General features: G+C 39.9%; 18 protein-coding genes. 12 read left to right on the top strand and 6 right to left on the bottom strand.

Going from position 1 to position 17,773, the window contains the following annotated elements:
- Positions 1-4 precede the first annotated feature (4 nt).
- From JL001_RS02675 to JL001_RS02655, 5 genes are all read left to right on the top strand, one after another.
- The gene (locus JL001_RS02675) at positions 5-625 is read left to right on the top strand and encodes a nucleotide exchange factor GrpE (RefSeq protein WP_200974572.1); all 621 of its coding nucleotides are present in this window, start codon (positions 5-7) and stop codon (positions 623-625) included.
- A 6-nt stretch (positions 626-631) separates the two neighbouring features.
- Positions 632-1,747, top strand: a complete 1,116-nt coding sequence (gene dnaJ, locus JL001_RS02670) for a molecular chaperone DnaJ (RefSeq protein ID WP_200974571.1) — start codon at positions 632-634, stop codon at positions 1,745-1,747.
- A gap of 95 nt (positions 1,748-1,842) precedes the next feature.
- Entirely contained in the window at positions 1,843-2,736 is an 894-nt protein-coding gene (locus tag JL001_RS02665) for a hypothetical protein (protein ID WP_200974570.1), read from the top strand.
- Between the two features lie 83 nt (positions 2,737-2,819).
- Positions 2,820-3,722 (top strand): ABC transporter ATP-binding protein, encoded by a 903-nt coding sequence (locus tag JL001_RS02660; RefSeq protein WP_200974569.1) that lies wholly within the window; start codon positions 2,820-2,822, stop codon positions 3,720-3,722.
- Positions 3,715-5,025, top strand: a complete 1,311-nt coding sequence (locus JL001_RS02655; RefSeq protein WP_200974568.1) for an ABC transporter permease — start codon at positions 3,715-3,717, stop codon at positions 5,023-5,025. Before JL001_RS02660 ends, JL001_RS02655 begins: the two co-directional genes overlap by 8 nt.
- 51 nt (positions 5,026-5,076) lie before the next feature.
- Here the strand turns inward: JL001_RS02655 and JL001_RS02650 are convergent, their stop codons facing one another.
- The gene (locus JL001_RS02650; RefSeq protein ID WP_200974567.1) at positions 5,077-5,547 is read right to left on the bottom strand and encodes a Dps family protein; all 471 of its coding nucleotides are present in this window, start codon (positions 5,545-5,547) and stop codon (positions 5,077-5,079) included.
- A 159-nt stretch (positions 5,548-5,706) separates the two neighbouring features.
- On the opposite strand from JL001_RS02650, the gene JL001_RS02645 reads away from it, so the two are divergent.
- The 3 genes from JL001_RS02645 (at position 5,707) to JL001_RS02635 (ending at position 9,476) form a co-directional block, all read left to right on the top strand.
- Positions 5,707-6,945: a HAMP domain-containing sensor histidine kinase gene (locus JL001_RS02645; RefSeq protein WP_200974566.1), complete on the top strand. Its 1,239-nt coding sequence runs from the start codon at positions 5,707-5,709 to the stop codon at positions 6,943-6,945.
- A 107-nt stretch (positions 6,946-7,052) separates the two neighbouring features.
- Complete coding sequence (locus JL001_RS02640) at positions 7,053-8,633, top strand: peptide chain release factor 3 (RefSeq protein ID WP_200974565.1); 1,581 nt, start codon at positions 7,053-7,055, stop codon at positions 8,631-8,633.
- Between the two features lie 108 nt (positions 8,634-8,741).
- Positions 8,742-9,476, top strand: a complete 735-nt coding sequence (locus JL001_RS02635; protein ID WP_200974564.1) for an RluA family pseudouridine synthase — start codon at positions 8,742-8,744, stop codon at positions 9,474-9,476.
- Positions 9,477-9,539: 63 nt separating this feature from the next.
- On the opposite strand, the gene JL001_RS02630 is transcribed toward JL001_RS02635, so the two are convergent.
- From JL001_RS02630 to rocD, 5 genes are all read right to left on the bottom strand, one after another.
- Positions 9,540-9,845: a hypothetical protein gene (locus JL001_RS02630; RefSeq protein WP_200974563.1), complete on the bottom strand. Its 306-nt coding sequence runs from the start codon at positions 9,843-9,845 to the stop codon at positions 9,540-9,542.
- A 307-nt stretch (positions 9,846-10,152) separates the two neighbouring features.
- Positions 10,153-11,313: a porin gene (locus tag JL001_RS02625; protein WP_200974562.1), complete on the bottom strand. Its 1,161-nt coding sequence runs from the start codon at positions 11,311-11,313 to the stop codon at positions 10,153-10,155.
- A gap of 127 nt (positions 11,314-11,440) precedes the next feature.
- Entirely contained in the window at positions 11,441-12,751 is a 1,311-nt protein-coding gene (locus tag JL001_RS02620; protein ID WP_200974561.1) for an ammonium transporter, read from the bottom strand.
- A 528-nt stretch (positions 12,752-13,279) separates the two neighbouring features.
- Positions 13,280-14,248: a porphobilinogen synthase gene (gene hemB / locus JL001_RS02615; protein ID WP_200974560.1), complete on the bottom strand. Its 969-nt coding sequence runs from the start codon at positions 14,246-14,248 to the stop codon at positions 13,280-13,282.
- A 205-nt stretch (positions 14,249-14,453) separates the two neighbouring features.
- Positions 14,454-15,695, bottom strand: coding sequence for an ornithine--oxo-acid transaminase (rocD, locus tag JL001_RS02610; protein WP_200974559.1), 1,242 nt, complete (start codon positions 15,693-15,695; stop codon positions 14,454-14,456).
- 255 nt (positions 15,696-15,950) lie between these two features.
- Between rocD and rpmB the strand changes: the two genes are divergently transcribed.
- The 4 genes from rpmB to ftsY all read left to right on the top strand — a co-directional run bounded on the left by rpmB (position 15,951) and on the right by ftsY (position 17,664).
- Entirely contained in the window at positions 15,951-16,193 is a 243-nt protein-coding gene (gene rpmB, locus JL001_RS02605) for a 50S ribosomal protein L28 (RefSeq protein ID WP_015264420.1), read from the top strand.
- Positions 16,194-16,223: 30 nt separating this feature from the next.
- Positions 16,224-16,406, top strand: coding sequence for a 50S ribosomal protein L33 (rpmG, locus tag JL001_RS02600; protein WP_192009164.1), 183 nt, complete (start codon positions 16,224-16,226; stop codon positions 16,404-16,406).
- 48 nt (positions 16,407-16,454) lie between these two features.
- Positions 16,455-16,607, top strand: a complete 153-nt coding sequence (locus JL001_RS02595; RefSeq protein ID WP_015264418.1) for a DUF4295 domain-containing protein — start codon at positions 16,455-16,457, stop codon at positions 16,605-16,607.
- A 97-nt stretch (positions 16,608-16,704) separates the two neighbouring features.
- Positions 16,705-17,664: a signal recognition particle-docking protein FtsY gene (ftsY, locus tag JL001_RS02590; RefSeq protein WP_192009163.1), complete on the top strand. Its 960-nt coding sequence runs from the start codon at positions 16,705-16,707 to the stop codon at positions 17,662-17,664.
- The last annotated feature ends 109 nt before the right edge of the window (positions 17,665-17,773 follow it).

Genomic DNA, 17,773 nt, shown 5'->3' with positions numbered 1-17,773 from the left:
TCATATGGCAGAAAAAGATAATTTATCAAAAGAAGATATGAACAAGGAGAAATTAGCCGCTGAAGAGCAGGTGGAAGCACAAGATCAGGAGATCAACAATGACAAAAGTGCTGAAAATCAAGAAGCATCAAGTGAAGAAGTAAAAGGAGAAAATGGCAGCTCTGAAGAATTGTCAGTTGAGCAGAAGCTTCAAGCGGAAAACCAGGAACTGAAAGATAAATATTTAAGGCTTTACTCGGAATTTGAAAACTACAGGAGGAGAACTTCCAAGGAACGATTGGACTTAATCAAAACTGCTTCTGAAGGTGTTTTGAAAGATCTGATCCCTGTTGTGGATGATTTTGAAAGAGCGATTAAGGCTGAAGAGAAAGCTGAAGGAAGCGAGAAGTCTTTAGAAGGTAGTTTGTTGATTTATAACAAGCTGATAAAGATATTGGAATCAAAAGGTTTGGTACCAATGAAGGATTTGATCGGGAATAATTTTGATGCCGATACTCAAGAGGCTATCACCCAAATTCCGGCTCCTTCCGAAGATATGAAAGGAAAAGTAATTGATGTGGTGGAAAAAGGCTATATGCTTGGTGACAAAGTAGTAAGGTACGCCAAGGTAGTCATTGGATCTTAAGAAATTATGGCAAAAAGAGACTATTACGAAGTATTAGGGGTATCTAAAGATGCCAGTGCGGATGAAATAAAAAAGGCTTATCGAAAGATGGCTTTGAAATATCACCCTGACAAAAACCCTGACGACAAAGCTGCTGAAGAGAAATTCAAAGAAGCTGCTGAAGCATATGAAGTGCTCAGCAATGCAGAGAAGAAAGATCGCTATGACCGTTTTGGCCATCAAGGCATGAGTGGAAATGGTGGTTTCGGCGGAGGTGCTGGGATGAATATGGATGATATTTTCTCTCAATTTGGAGACATCTTCGGTGGCGGAGGTGGATTTGAATCATTCTTTGGCGGTGGAAGCCGTGGAGGAAGAAGGGTGAGAAAAGGGACCAATCTTCGTGTTAAACTTAAAGTCAACCTTAAGGAAGTAGCCAATGGCGTAGAGAAGAAAATTAAGGTAAAACGTCATATCGTAGCTGATGGTGTTTCTTTCAAAACTTGTTCAACCTGCCAAGGTTCTGGTCAGGTGAAGAAGGTAGTCAATACGATGCTTGGGCAAATGGTGTCAGCCAGTGCTTGCCCAGCCTGTGGTGGAAGCGGTCAGATTATTGACAAGAAACCTGATCATGCCGATGCTAGAGGTTTGATCTTGAAGGAAGAAGTTATTCCAATCAATATTCCAGGTGGTGTGGCTGACGGGATGCAGTTGAGTCTTTCTGGAAAAGGAAACGAGGTTCCAGGAGGAGTGGCAGGTGATCTTTTGATCGTAATCGAGGAGATAGAAGATGAAATTCTTCAAAGAGATGGGAACAATGTAGTCTATGATCTTTATACCAGCTTTATAGATGCGGCTCTTGGTGCGCAGATCGAAGTTCCTACAATTGATGGAAAGGTGAAGATCAAATTGGACCCAGGGACGCAGAGTGGTAAGATTTTACGATTGAAGGGCAAAGGTGTGAAGGATTTAAATGGCTATGGTCGTGGAGATCAATTGATCCATGTGAATGTTTGGACACCAAAACAGTTGACGAAAGAGGAAAGGGAAAAGTTGGAGTCTTTGAGAACTTCAGAGAACTTTATTCCTGATCCAGGGAAGTCTGAAAAGACCTTTTTTGACAAGATGAAAGAGTTCTTTTAGAAGTCAAAAATGACATATATTTAGAAGCCGGAAATTTTTCCGGCTTTTTTTTGTCTAAAGCCAACCTTTTACCTATCGTCCCGTAATTTATTCGTATGTTGAATAAATTGTGCTTATTTGTGTTTTTTGCTTTAGGGGTAAGCTGTATGGCGAATGCCCAGATTGTGAAAGAGTTTACAGTTGAAGAGAAAAGTGGGTTTGATTTGGTGCAATTAAACTTTTCTTCCTATAAGGGAGTTTCGCAAGTCAACAAAATGTATTCTTCCAAGGCAGTGATGATTCACTCTCATTTGTCAAAAGTTAATATTCTCCCAGATTTCGAATATAATATTGAGAACAGGGTGTTACATGCCAACCTCAATCATAATAATGTCGAAAATGAAAGTTTTGGCAAAAACCTTTCTTCTAAACTATTTGCGACCAGTGAAGGAGATTTTGATCACACTTGGGAGGTTGGTCTTAGTGATAGCTATGTATATGATTTAAACTTTCATTTTGGGATTGGAAAAGCAACCGTAGACCTGTCTAACCTGAAGGTAAAACGTTGCAAAATTAAGACCGCTACTGCTGATGTTGCATTGAATTATATGGGAAAGTCATCCAACCCTATTGAAATGGATACCATGATGGTCAAAGTAAATATGGGAACTGTGGAAGGAGTAAATGTAGCCCATGCCAATGCTGATCACTTGATCTTTGATGTTAATTATGGTAAGATCAATCTTGATTTTGATGAAGTTTCCCGAAGAAAAAAGCCTTGCAATATATCTACAACGGTAGGAGCTGGTTCTGTATATATTAAATTGCCCTCCCCACAATATCCTTATTTGGTGAAAATTAAATCTACAGCCATGTGTAGAACGAGTTTGCCCAATTATCTTTCCGACATGGGCGAAAAGGTATATGCCAGTAAGGGTTATGAGGAAAATGCGTCGGATTTGATCACTTTTGAAATTGATGTATCAGTAGGTTCTCTCATTTTAAAATAAGCTTTCGGCTTATTGTCTTGGCTATTAATGTTTACCGTTTATTTTTGTTATTTAGTAGCCTCAGTTTTTAAACAGTAATCATTTTGGATATTCTTAAAATTGAAGGGCTTCATAAAAAATATGGAGCTCAATCTGCTTTGACCGATGTAGACTTGGTTGTGCCGAAAGGTTGCATCTTTGGTCTCCTTGGTCCTAATGGTGCAGGTAAAACGACTTTGATTCGGATCGTGAATCAAATTATCGATGCTGACTCGGGTAAGGTCAGCGTGAACGGGGAACTTTTGGCTCCCAAACATATCAAGAGCATAGGTTATTTGCCTGAGGAAAGGGGATTGTATAAAAGAATGAAGGTGGGTGAGCAACTTTTGTATTTTGCCCAGCTGAAGGGACTTTCCAGCCATGCTGCAAAGGACAAAGTAAAATATTGGCTAGAGAAGCTAGAAATCACAGCTTGGGTAGACAAAAAGATAGAAGACCTTTCTAAAGGGATGGCGCAAAAGATTCAGTTCATTTCTACCGTAATACACGATCCTGAAATTCTTATACTTGATGAACCTTTTTCTGGTTTTGACCCAGTCAATGCGGAGATTATTAAGAATGTGATTTTGGAGTTGAAGGAAAAGGGCACAACAGTGATGCTGAGTACCCATAGAATGGAATCAGTTGAGCTTCTATGCGATCATATTGCGATGATCAATAAGTCTCATAAGGTTTTGGATGGTCCAGTTCATCAAGTTAAGGATGAGGCAAGGTCCAATACTTTTGAAGTGAAATTAAGGGCTGTTCATCAACCGCTTCCTGAGAAGTTTATTGGAGCAATAGAAATGGGAGGTATAGTAAGGTTTGATGTTTCATTGGGAGATGCAGCTCCAAATGACTTGCTGAGGGAGTTAATGAGCCATGGGGAAGTGGTTAGTTTCTCAGAGAAAGTCCCTTCTATTGAGGAAATTTTTATTCAAAAAGTAAAAGAAAGCGAATATGAATAAGGTCTTTTTGGTCATAAAGAGAGAGTATTTGGCTAGGGTGAGGAAGAAATCTTTCTTACTTGCTACTTTGATTACTCCTTTGGTGTTTCCGGCAATCCTTGGAATATTTCTTTGGATTTCGCTGAGTGATGAAGGAGGCGAGGCCTTGAAAATCATCGAAGTTGTAGATGATAGTGGCCGATTTTTTTTAGAAAGCAATGGCCAATATGCTTTTTCCTATTCAAAATTGCCAGTGGATGAAGCCAAGGCTATGGTCCAAGAAGGAAAGCGTTATGGGTTTCTCTATATTCCTCAGGTTGACATTAAAAACCCGAAAGGAATAGTTTATTATTCGGAGAAAAACCCAAGTATGGGATTGGTGAGTCACTTGGAAAGAGAGCTAAAAAGAAAGATTGAAGAGATTAGACTATTTGATACAGGGATTGATCCAAAAGTAATCAGTGAAGTAAGGACCAATGTTTCTATACAATCAGTGACATTGGAAGAGAGCGGGGAAGAGAAACTGTCCAATGCAGGAGTGAATTATGGTTTGGGGTTCTTCTTAGGGATCTTGATCTATACCTTTATTTTTGTGTATGGAACCCAAATTATGCAAGGGGTAATAGAAGAAAAATCCAGTAGGATCATTGAAATATTGGTTTCTTCCATCAAGCCTTTTCAATTGATGCTTGGCAAGATCATTGGTATTGGAGCTGTCGGTTTGACACAGTTTTTGATTTGGATTGTTTTGATTTCTACAATTTCTACGGTAGTGATGGGGTATTTTGGTATGCAAATGCCCCAGCAACAGGCATTGGAAATGGCCAACCCAGAAGCTGCACAAACATTGGCCAATTCCAGTGACATCGCGCAGATTATGCAGGTCATTCAAGGAATAGACTTTGTACAGCTTGTATTAACCTTTTTGTTTTATTTCTTGGGAGGTTATCTGTTATATGGTGCTTTCTTTGCGGCCATTGGCGCTGCTGTGGATTCTCCGTCTGATGCACAGCAGTTCATGTTTCCGGTGACCATTCCTTTAATTGCCAGTTATTTTGCTTTGTTTGTTTTTATCCTTGACGATCCTAATAGTAATATTTCATTTTGGCTGTCCGTTATTCCGTTTACTGCACCTATAGCCATGGTGGGTAGGGCTAGTTTTGGGATACCGGCTTTTGATTTGGTGATATCGATGATTGCCTTGATTGCAGGATTTTTGTTTACCACATGGGTAGCTGCAAAAATCTATAGGATAGGCATTTTGGTTCATGGTACCAAGGTGAGCTATAAGACACTTTGGAAATGGATCAAGCAGAGCAATTAAGAAGAATTGATAAAACGAAAAAGGGCGATCATCTGATCGCCCTTTTTCGTTTTATCTTAGGTATGCTGATAACATCCAGATCACCTTCTCTTTTGAAGTGATATAATCACTCATAAGGGTTACAGAGCCTTCATCACCTTGAGCAGAAGCGGCTTCCAAGGTTTCCCTTTCCAAAGAAAGTAAAGTGTTCAAATTGTCTCTTACTGTTTCGACCATCTTTTTGGGATCAGTGATTTCTTTAGCTTCCTCAATATTGGACGCCTTGATATATTCTGAAAAGGAGCTCAATGGTCTTTCTCCCAAGGTCAAAATTCTTTCTGCTGTTTCGTCAATGGCTACAGTAGCCTCGTTGTACAATTCTTCAAATTTTGCATGCAGTTCGAAAAAGTTAGGTCCGGAAACATTCCAGTGAAAGTTCCTTAAGTTTTGATAGTATATTTCATAATTGGCCAGTAAGTTGTTCAATTTCTCCACCAATACCTTGCTGTCCTTAACTTTTAATCCTATTTCGTTAGTCGCCATTCCTTTTATGTTTTGTTTATTTAAAATTATATTCGAATTTACGAGATTATAGCGCTGGTGTCAAACACTATATTTCTATGTTTTATAGATAATATCTATCAAAATAACCAGTTATATAGGAATCGGAAAGTTTACCGGAGATTGATTGAAAAAGAGATAATGAAGAACCGAATTCAGGATCTGGCAACGCTGGATTTGTACCAAAATAGGGGGAAGGTAAAGTGGATTATTTTTATAGCATCGCTCATCATTAGTGTGGGGTCTATTTATTATACCAATACTTTAGTAAGTGAATTAAAAGAAAGAGAGACAAAGCAGATTACGCTCTATGCCAATGCCATGGAATATGTGGCCAATAATTCTGATAATCTCACCTTTATTCACCAGGGAATCATTCAGGAAAACCATAATATTCCGGTGATTGTAGCAGATGCATTTGGTAATCCTACAGGGCAATACAGGAATATTAAGTTTAAAAATAATGCTACGGAAGAGGACATAGATAAAAAGTTACGTGCCGAGGTGTTGAGAATGAAGATGGATTATGAGCCTATCCAGATAGTAGAAAATCAATTCCTTTATTATACCAATTCGGAGTTATTGACCAGGCTGAAGTATTATCCTTATGTACAGCTTTCAGTTATTTTGGTGTTTGGAGTTTTGGCCTTTGCAGTGTTTAACCAGTCAAAAATTGCTGAGCAAAATCGTGTATGGGCTGGACTTACAAAAGAAACAGCTCATCAGCTGGGGACACCGATTGCCTCATTGATGGCATGGATTGATTACCTTAAAAATTCCCCAGTTTGGGAAGAAAACAAAGAAGTGATCGTGGAATTGGATAAAGATGTGTCCAAGCTCAGGATGGTTACGGAGCGTTTTAGTAATATTGGCAGTACACCAGTAATCAAACAGGAAAACATTTATCAGGTTGTAGAGGAAGCTGTCAGTTATCTGAGGCCACGGATATCCAGTAAAGTGAGTATAACGCTCAATACCCATGCGGAAGAAGTGGAGGCTATGATGAATAAATCCCTGTTTGAATGGGTGGTCGAGAATATCTGTAAGAATGCAGTAGATGCCATGAAAGGCCAGGGAGCTATTGAAATCAACATTGTAAAAGAAAGCGAGCAGTTTGTGCATGTTGATATTTCAGATACGGGCAAAGGGATTGATAAGAGTATGTTCAAAAAAGTTTTTAATCCTGGTCTTACTACCCGTAAGCGAGGTTGGGGCTTAGGCTTGACTCTGGCCAAGAGAATTATAGAAGGGTATCACAGAGGGCGTATTTTTGTTTATCAATCTGAAGTGGGTAAGGGAACCACTTTTAGAATTGTCCTGAGAGGTACTCAAGAAAGCGCGGAGGAGTTTAAGGTCAATCAAGATCCATTTATTGGATAAATATCAATCTTGAAGGATGGCTTTCTTAAGTCAGGCTCAGGATTACTTTCCAACTTTCGAGATAAAAAGCTACCTTTGCATCTTGCAAATAAAGGAGCCTGAAGAAGATGAGTTTGACCAAAGAGATTCAAAAAAGAAGAACTTTTGGAATTATATCCCACCCCGATGCGGGAAAGACCACACTGACTGAGAAGTTGTTGCTTTTTGGTGGTGCGATCAAGACTGCTGGAGCGGTAAAATCAAATAAGATCGATACCCATGCCAAGTCGGATTGGATGGAGATAGAAAAGCAGAGAGGTATCTCTGTAGCGACCTCTGTTATGGGGTTTGAGTATCGTGACATTAAAATCAACTTGTTGGATACACCTGGTCACCAGGATTTTGCGGAGGATACCTATCGGACATTGACCGCAGTGGACAGCGTGATCATGGTGATCGATTGTGTGAAAGGTGTGGAGATCCAGACCGAGAAGTTGATGGAGGTTTGCCGAATGAGGAATACTCCGGTAATTTGTTTTATCAATAAGCTCGACAGAGAAGGAAGAGATCCTTACGATTTACTTGACGAAGTAGAAAGCAAATTGAATATCAAAGTGCGCCCTTTGTCCTGGCCAATTTCAATGGGTAAAACCTTCCGTGGAGTTTATAATTTGTATAACAAATCCCTTAATTTGTTTACTCCTTCCCAAAGAAAACTTTCGGATGAGATTGTGGCAATTGAGGATTTGGAAGACAGTAAATTAGAAGACTTGGTAGGAGAGTCCAATGCGAATCAACTTAGAGAAGATGTGGAGTTGGTGGAAGGGGTTTATCCTGAATTCAATAAGGAAGATTATCTTTCTGGTCAAGTGGCACCTGTTTTCTTTGGGTCAGCAGTGAATAACTTTGGCGTAAAGGAGATGTTGGATACTTTTATTGACATTGCCCCGGTCCCAAAGAGTCGTGTTACTGAAGAAAGAGAGGTTTTGCCAAGTGAGGACAAGTTCAGCGGTTTTGTGTTTAAGATCCATGCCAATATGGATCCTAATCACAGGAACAGGATTGCCTTTTTAAGAATCTGCTCTGGGAAATTTGAGCGTAACAAGCCATACAATCATGTAAGGGGAACCAAGCCACTGAGGTTTTCCAATGTGACCTCATTTATGGCGCAGGATAAGGAAATTATCGATCAAGCATTTCCCGGTGATATTGTAGGTTTATATGATACTGGAAACCTTAAAATAGGGGACTCTTTAACTGATGGTGAAAACTTAACTTTCAAGGGGATTCCAAGCTTCTCTCCTGAGATTTTCAGAGAAGTCATCAATAAGGACGCGATGAAAACCAAGCAGCTGGAAAAGGGCTTGAAACAGCTAATGGAGGAAGGAGTGGCTCAGTTGTTTACTTTTGACATGGGGTCTAGAAAGGTTGTGGGAACAGTTGGTCAGCTTCAGTTTGAGGTGATTCAGTTTAGGTTGAAGAATGAATATAATGCCACTGTGGAGTTTGCTCCCATGAACTTGTATAAGGCTTGTTGGATCAGTAGTACCGATAAGAAGCAATTGGATGAATTTGTAAGGTCCAAGAACAGACATATAGCTCATGATAAAGACGGGAAACTTGTTTTTATGGCTGAGTCAAGGGCTTGGCTTCAAATGGTTCAAGATAATTACCCAGATATCTCATTCCATTTTACATCAGAGTTTTAGAAGTAAATATTAATGTTCAAGGGTAGCTTAAGCTGCCCTTTTTGCATATTTCGATGAAAATTTAGTTTTTCATCTTTTCCTAACTTAGCATCAATAAAGAAATTGAATATGGCAAAGAAACCTTTTACTGTTGTGTATGAAGATAATCACTTGTTGGTGGTCAACAAACGAGCAGGAATTTTGGTGCAAGGAGACCATACAGGTGACAAAACCCTAACCGATTATTGCAAGGATTACATTGCTGAAAAGTATGATAAGCCAGGTGCTGTGTTTCTGCATCCGGTGCATCGGCTGGACCGGCCGGTGAGTGGATTGGTGGTCTTCGCAAGAACTTCCAAAGCGCTCGAAAGAATGATGGTCCTTTTCAAAAAACGAGATATTCATAAAGTCTACTGGGCTGTTGTGAAGAAAAGGCCAAAGGAAGAGGTGGGGAAATTAACACACTATCTGGTCAAAGATGAAAAGCGGAATGTTACCCAAGCCTATGATCATGAGGAGCCGGGTTCAAAGCGAGCTGAATTGACCTACAAAAGGCTTGGAAAGCTTAATGACCATTGGTTGCTGGAGGTGAGGCCAGTGACAGGAAGACCGCATCAAATCCGAGTTCAGTTGGCTTCTATGGGTTGTCCGATTAGAGGTGATTTAAGGTATGGTTTTGTCAAACCTAATCCAGATGCAAGTATAAACTTACATGCTTTCCACTTGGTGTTTATTCATCCAGTAAAGAAAGAAAAGCTATACTTACGGGCGGCATTGCCGGAAGAGCCTTTTTGGGAGCAATATTTGGATTTTGAAAAAGTAAAAGCCAAAGATCAACATATAGACAATAGCTTTAGCGGCTAATAACAAAAGAAGGCTATCATATTGATAGCCTTCCGGTTTTCTGACAAACGTAATGAGGGAAAGTTAATTCTTGTCCCAAGGTTTTTGATTTTTGGCTTTCGGTCCTTTGGGTCTACTGATTGGCTGCAAGTCCATGTTGACTGTTGCCTTTTCAGATGTTTTTTCCCAAGATTTGAGTTGTTTGTAAGCAGGTCCTTTGATATCAGGCTTGCTCAAATCAACAGTCAAAATTCCGTTTCTTGCTTTCTCTTTCCAGGGCTTATAGTTTTTGGCTTTTGGCCCCTTGATTTCGTGGAATTCTTGAGCTTTTGCTTCATAGGCTTCCATGCCAAAGAATCCTGCTGCTACCATCATTGCAATTTTAACCATCGTATTCGCGTTTTAGTTTTTTCTGACAACACTTCATATATCGAATATGAGATTAAAAGGTTTCAAACAAATCGCTATTTTAATGTGGTTTTAATGTCAATAATGAAATTTATTAATTGATATTTTAATGATATGATAATTTTTAGGTTTTTGCAGATGGGTGAATTTGTGATAATTACATGTTTTGATCTTAAGGTAGGGTTTGGGTAGACCCGTTTAAAAATGATTTAGTGTAAAAAGAAGAAAACCACGGCTTTTTGCAAAGCACGTGGTTTTTTAGAAAAAATTTCAGTTTGTCAGAAAAAAATTAGAAAGAGAATACGGCTGCTAGTAAGAATGATGACAAGCTTTTAGATCCTGCCAAGTCATTGTTTAAGAAGAAATCTTCTTCAGACATTGAGTCCAGTCTTACTTCTGGAATCAGGGTAAAGTTTTCAGTTATTTTAGCATTTCCGGACAAGGTAACTGCAAATACACTTCCGTCTCCAGCATCGTCTAAGCCAACTACGCCATCTAGGCCACTATTGAATACGTTAAAATATTCTCCTCTTAAGCCTACTGCAAATTTCTCAGAAGTGGCAGCTTGAAGATATCCTGCTACACCATAAAACCCAGAACCATCGCCGTCCATGTCAGAGATGCTACTTCCGTTATAGGATTCGCCAGCTGCTGTGGTGTTATAGGTAGCGTTTAAGCCTACATATACAGATTCAGAAACATCATAACCAGTGGTTAGGTCAATTTGGAAAGTGCTACCAGCGGACATGTCTCCTGTCGCAATAGGGAAGTCCTCATCCAGTTTTCCATCTTGGTCGCCATAAACCAGGTTTAACCAAGTTCCTCCGTTATCATTGGTGTATCCTAACTGAGCGCCTACTGTGTAAGTTCCTGCCAAGTTGAATTCTGTCATGTCAGTTGGGTTCATCACCGCAGCCATAAATGACCAGTTGTCGGAAAGGGCAAAATCTGCTTTTAGGCCAGTGTGAGAGAAAGGACCATAAGAGAACATGTAGGAAGTGGAATAGTTGAAGTTGGCGGTTGGAGAAATTACTTCGTAACCCAAAAAGGTGTTGAAGTTACCTAGGGTTAAGGTTACTCCGTCGCTTACATTCCAGTACATGTACAATTGGTTAACGATTTGGGAGCTTCCGGCCATTCCTCCTGCATACATAGGAGAGCCAAAAACAGCATCTTCACCTCTAGGCCCAAAAACCAAGTCAGCTACAAATCCTACTTTTTCTCCTTCATAGGCAGCGATAATGTTGGCCATGCCAAGTGCAAAGCCTGGTAAATTGGCAAAAGACGTAGCGGGTGCTTGTGCATATTCTCCCTTATTAGGAGCGCCAAAGTTAGTTCTATAATAGGCGTCAACAGATCCAGAAATACTTACTTTTGATAAATCTTGGGCCATTACTGTGGTAAAAGAGCCTAAAAAGAGTAATACAATTAGTAGTTGAAGTTTTTTCATTTTACTTTAGATTATTAGTTGATTGTTAGGATTAGCTAATAAATAAACCCTGCCCAAGCAGAAGAGATTGGCGTTTTTTCGATTGGGCAGGGTCTTTTGGTTGTATAGTGGTTGTTGTGGTAATGTCTTATTCGTCGTAAACGATAGTGTATCCTCTGATACCGTGCTCATGAGAATCCAAGCCAGTTTTTTCATGTTCTTCAGATACTCTGATGCCTACGGTTATTTTAAGTAGGTAGAAGATAACAAATGCGCAAATGAAGGCGGTAATTCCACAGATTACTACTCCAGTCAATTGGGTGATAAATGAGTGGTCAGGATTAGTTGAGAAGATACCTACAGCAAGTGTTCCCCAGATTCCACAAGTCAAGTGAACCGATACAGCACCTACTACATCGTCAAGCTTTAATTTGTCAAGGAGTACAGCTGAAAGTACTACTAAAATGCCTGCTACAAAGCCTACAATGATGGCTGGCCCTGGGTTGATTACATCGGCTCCGGCAGTAATGCCCACCAAGCCTGCAAGGATACCGTTCAGCACCATTCCAAGATCTAGTCTTTTGAATACAAAGTATCCAGCAAGGAAGCCTCCTAGACCACCTGCACAAGCAGCAAGACAAGTAGTTACCAATACAAATGAAACCAAAGCAGGGTCGGCAGAAAGAACAGAACCGCCGTTAAAGCCGAACCATCCTAACCATAGTAAGAAAACACCGATTACCGCAAGAGGAACACTTGCTCCTGGTTTATCAACAGTTTTGCCATTCACATATTTACCAATACGAGGGCCTACTAGGATTACCCCTGCGAGAGCTCCCCAGCCACCCACAGAATGGACTAGCGTGGATCCTGCAAAATCATAAAAGCCCCAATCGTCAAGGACTCCTCCGCCCCATTTCCAGCTTCCGATGATAGGGTATACAATACCTACATAGATTACTGTAAAAAGCAGGTAGGCCCAAAGTTTTACCCTTTCGGCAATGGCTCCAGATACGATGGTGGCGGCAGTGGCGGCAAACATGGCTTGGAACAAGAAGTCTGTCCAATAAGTATAACCACCATCAGCATAACCAGCAGTTACGTCTGCGTCTGCAGGAGAAAACCAGAACATGCTCCAGCCTGCTCCGTCAAACCCAAACCATCCTGGTACATCAAAACCTGGGTACATTAAAAAGAACCCGCAAAGTGCGTAGGTCATTAATCCAATGATTGGGGTGATGGTATTCTTAAAAAGAATGTTAACTGTGTTTTTGGCTTGGCCAAATCCAGCTTCTACACCTGCAAAACCAAGGTGCATAATGAAAACGAGGGCTGTGGATAGCATCATCCACACATTGTTTGTTGTTAGTAAGTTTTGGGTGATGTCAGCAGTTAAATCTGCTCCCTGAGTCAGGGCTTCTGTACTTACCTGGGCTAGGTCGTTAAAACTCCATTTCATAAAGTTGAATGTTTAGATAGACTTATTTTTCGAAATTTTTTATGGGTTAGTGAATTTATAATATTCTAAAGGTAAATATTTTTTATGTAAAAAAACAAACCAATAATTGATAATAATTCATAAATGAAGATATATATAGGTTGTTTAATAGCTTAAAAAGTTAAAAATGTTGTGAAAATTGAAATTGCAGGTGTTTTTTGTAACTATAATAATATTTGAAATTTTTTACAACGGATTTGTAGTAATGGCAGTTGAATGTGTTGCTTAACTCAGTCGTGTGGAGAAAAATTCTATTTTTTATTCTAATTGCAATATAAAGTAGTGGTGAGGTATGAAAATATTGGTTATTGGTCCTTTTTCAGTATTTATTTTTGTAGGAAGGAATTTGGTGTTGTCGGTGTTTATGATAACCGGTTTTATAGAAAAACATGAAAAGTGGTGGGGAGGTGGTTGGAATTTTATGGGAAAAATTAAAAAGCCAATCATTCCTAAAATGATTGGCTTCGAAACTAAGTCTTGTGTTGAGTATTATTTGACTAGTTGGGCAAATTCCTTGGCAAAGTAGCTTAAGATAATGCTTGCGCCAGCTCGCTTTATGCTTAGCAGGGATTCGAGCATTACTTTTTCACTGTCCAGCCAACCTTTTTCTCCTGCTGCCTTGATCATGGAGTATTCCCCGCTGACATTGTAAGCGGCAATAGGGAGTTGTGAATTTTCTTTAAGGAGTTTGATGACGTCAAGATAGGCCAAGGCTGGTTTAATCATTAGGAAGTCGGCTCCCTCTAGTTCATCAAGTTCTGCTTCTATTAAGGCTTCATTGAGGTTGGCAGGATCCATTTGGTAGGTTTTTTTGTCACCTGCTTTTGGGGCTGAGTCCAATGCATCTCTAAATGGGTTATAAAAAGCACTGGCGTATTTGGCAGTGTAGGACATGATGGAGGTTTCTTTGAAACCTGCAATGTCCAAAGACTCTCTAAGATAAGCGACCCGTCCATCCATCATGTCAGAAGGGCCGATGATGTCAGCGCCTGCTTGAGCTTGGGCTACTGCCATTTTGCCCAAAATTTCCAAGGTTTCATCATTGAGGATTTTACCGTTTTCCACTATCCCATCATGTCCATCGGAGCTATACGGGTCCATGGCTACATCTGTCATGATGCATGCTTCTGGGAATGCATTTTTGGCCTGGTGGATGGCTTGAAGATAGAATGTCTCTGGATTATAGCTTTCAGAAGCGTATTTATCCTTTTTGTCTTCAGGGTAGGCAGGGAAAATGTCAAATGCTTTGATGCCTAACTTCATGCACTCTTCAATCTCTTTTAAAAGAAGGTCTATGGAATACCTATAGATTCCTGGCATAGAAGAGACTTCTTCTTTTTTGTTGTTTCCATCGATCACAAATATTGGAAAGATGAAATCTTTCACAGAAAGCCTTGTTTCTTCAATCATGCTTCGGATGACTGGTGATTTTCGATTTCTTCTTGGTCTTCTATGCATAAGGGGAAGTGATTTATTTAATGTTGCGCAAATTTAAGAAAAACTATGGTCTTATAGGGTAGGGTTATTAGATGTTGATGTTTATATAATTATATGGTGTTGGTTTTTTATGTTGGGGAAGTAAGGAGGGGAGGCTTTGTTTTGTTCAATAATAAAGCCCAGTACTTTTAATAGCACTGGGCTTCTGAAAAATTTACCGTCATTGTTAATGTTTGAATTCAGAGATTGTTTTTTCAATGATGTCACAACATTCGTGGATTTGTTCTTCTGTGATAACCAATGGCGGGGCAAACCTGATGATGTTTCCATGGGTTGGCTTGGCCAATAGTCCATTCTCTTTAAGGGCAAGGCAAATATTCCAGGCCGTATCACTGTCTTCGGAGTCGTTAATGACAACTGCATTTAGTAAACCTTTTCCTCTAACAAGTTTTACAAATGGAGACTTGTCCACCAGCTTTTGGATTCTAGCTCTGAATAATTCACCTAGTTTTTCTGCATTTTCAGCTAGATTTTCATCTTTGACTACATTCAATGCAGTCATGGCGACTTTGGCTCCCAGTGGGTTGCCCCCAAATGTTGATCCGTGTTGGCCTGGTAAAATCACTTCCATTATTTCGTCATCAGCCAATACTGCCGAAACTGGATAGAAGCCTCCTGAGATAGCTTTGCCTAAGATCAACATGTCTGGTTTGACTTCTTCATGATCACAGGCAAGTATTTTGCCGGTTCTAGCGATTCCTGTCTGGATTTCGTCAGCTATAAATAAAACACCGTGCTTCTTGCATATGGTTGAAACTTCTTTTAGATAACCATCTTTGGGGACATATACGCCTGCTTCCCCTTGAATGGGCTCTACTAAGTAGCCTATAATGTTGTCATGTGTTTTGAGTACTTCCTCAAGTGCTTCGGTGTCATCGTAAGGAATGGAGATAAAGCCCGGAGTATAAGGTCCAAAATTCTTTCTTGCATTTTCGTCATTGGAAAACGAAATGACAGTAGTGGTCCTTCCGTGAAAATTGTTTTCAGCTACGATGATGGTTCCTTGGTTTTCAGGGATTCCTTTCTTTTCATAGCCCCATTTTCTCGCGATTTTAATCGCCGTTTCAACGCCTTCCACGCCGGTGTTCATTGGCAGCACTTTGTCATAGCCGAAGTATTCACTGAGGAATTTTTCAAAAGGACCAAGTACATCATTGTGAAATGCTCTAGAGGTAAGGGTGAGCGTTCCGGCTTGTTCTACCAGTGTTTCCATTATCCTGGGGTGGCAGTGACCTTGATTGACAGCTGAGTAGGAAGATAAAAAGTCGTAGTATTTTTTTCCTTCTACATCCCACATGTATACTCCCTCTCCTTTAGATAATACTACAGGCAGTGGGTGGTAATTGTGAGCACCGTACTTGTTTTCTAAATCGATAGCTTGTTTGCTGGATGTAATGGATTCAATCATAACCTTAATTTTTTTGTTGTATATTTGGGTTTTCTTATATAGTCAAATATAAGGAAAGCCTTTAGATATAAGAAGTGGAGCAAAAAAGTTGCCATAGTGTCATTTCTGGTCGATAGATTAGGAGCGATGTAGTAAGCTCAATGAATAACAATCATTTAGCGAATAATTTTTGGCAGCTCTTTTGGTTATTCCCGAAAACTTCCGATATTTGCAAACTCAATTAGAAAAACGTCTTAAAAATTACGATCATATATCATGGCAAAAGTTTGTGACATCACCGGTAAAAGACCTCGAGTAGGTAATAATGTATCGCACGCGAACAACAAGACCAAGCGTAAGTTTTATCCTAACTTGCACAAGAAAAGTTTCTACGTGCCAGAAGAGGATGCTTGGATCACGTTGAAGGTTTCTTCAAAAGCATTGAGAACTATCAATAAGAAAGGCATCAGCGCTGTTTTGAAAGAAGCTCAAGCAGAAGGACACATTATCATTAAATAATCATTTCCGAATCAATAAATAGATAGAGCGATGGCTAAGAAAGGAAACAGAGTTCAAGTGATTTTGGAATGTACAGAGCACAAAACAAGTGGTGTTCCAGGCACTTCAAGATATATCACAACAAAAAACCGTAAGAACACTACTGAGAGATTGGAGCTTAAGAAATATAACCCAATCCTTAAGAAAGTAACGGTTCATAAAGAAATTAAATAATTTTAAGGAACTGTTAGGCCTTAGGCTTGACGATAAAACCTAAAAGATATGGCTAAGAAAGTAGTAGCGACCCTGAAAAAAGAAGGTGGTGTAACTTATGCAAAGGTGATCAAGGCAGTAAAGTCTGAGAAAACCGGAGCATACACTTTCAGAGAAGAGATGGTACCCACCACTGAGGTGAAGGATACCCTTGCAAAATAATTGCCTTGCTTTAATCGTAATGCAAAAAGGATAATCCCTCTCGATTGAATTCGGGAGGGATTTTATGATTATATTCAGGTCTAATTTGTTAAAGACTATGGGAATTTTTGGATTTTTTTCTAAAGATAAAAAGGAGAGCCTAGACAAAGGTCTTCAAAAAACCAGTGAAAATCTCTTTTCAAAACTGGGCAAAGCAGTTATTGGTAAGTCCAAAGTAGATGATGAGGTACTTGATGAGCTGGAAGAGGTTCTGATCACATCTGATGTGGGTGTGGACACGACCATCAAAGTCATCCAGCGAATAGAGGAGAGAGTGGCAAGGGATAAATATGTCAATACTGCTGAGCTGGATAAAATTTTAAGGGAGGAAATCGTAGGCTTGTTGGAGGAAAGCAACTTAGAGGACCTTACCAACTTTGAATTGCCCAAAGATAAAAAGCCCTATGTGATCATGGTGGTGGGAGTGAATGGTGTAGGGAAAACCACCACGATAGGTAAGTTGGCGCATCAGTTTAAGTCTGCAGGGAAATCTGTGGTGCTGGGTGCTGCGGATACTTTCCGTGCTGCCGCAGTGGATCAATTGATTCTGTGGGGTGAAAGAGTTGGTGTTCCGGTGATCTCTCATGGTATGAACGCAGACCCTGCTTCTGTAGCATTTGATACGGTCAAGAAAGCAGTAGAAATGGAGGCAGATGTAGTGATCGTGGATACAGCAGGAAGGCTACATACCAAGGTGAATTTGATGAATGAGTTGAGCAAGATCAAGAGGGTAATGCAAAAATTCATAGATGATGCCCCTCATGAAATTTTGTTGGTGTTGGACGGATCGACGGGACAAAACGCTTTTATTCAAGCCAAAGAGTTTACCAAAGCTACCGAGATCAATGCTCTGGCCATTACCAAGCTTGACGGTACTGCCAAAGGAGGTGTCGTTATTGGGATTTCAGATCAGTTCAAAATTCCAGTAAAGTATATTGGGGTCGGTGAAAAAATGACTGATCTACAGATTTTTAATCGAACAGAGTTTGTAGATTCCTTGTTCAAACAAAAACAGTAAAAGTAAACCTACATTATAGATGAAATCCTCGGAGTATCCGCTTCGGGGATTTTTTTTGAGCTGGAGTTTTCTTTGTAATATTTTAAGGATTTCATAGATTCGGTTCCTT

This window comes from Echinicola sp. 20G, from assembly GCF_015533855.1.
In the GTDB taxonomy this organism is placed as follows: Bacteria; Bacteroidota; Bacteroidia; order Cytophagales; family Cyclobacteriaceae; genus Echinicola.
The sequence above is the reverse complement of the archived record's forward strand: the minus strand, read 5'-3'. Positions and strand labels throughout refer to the sequence as shown.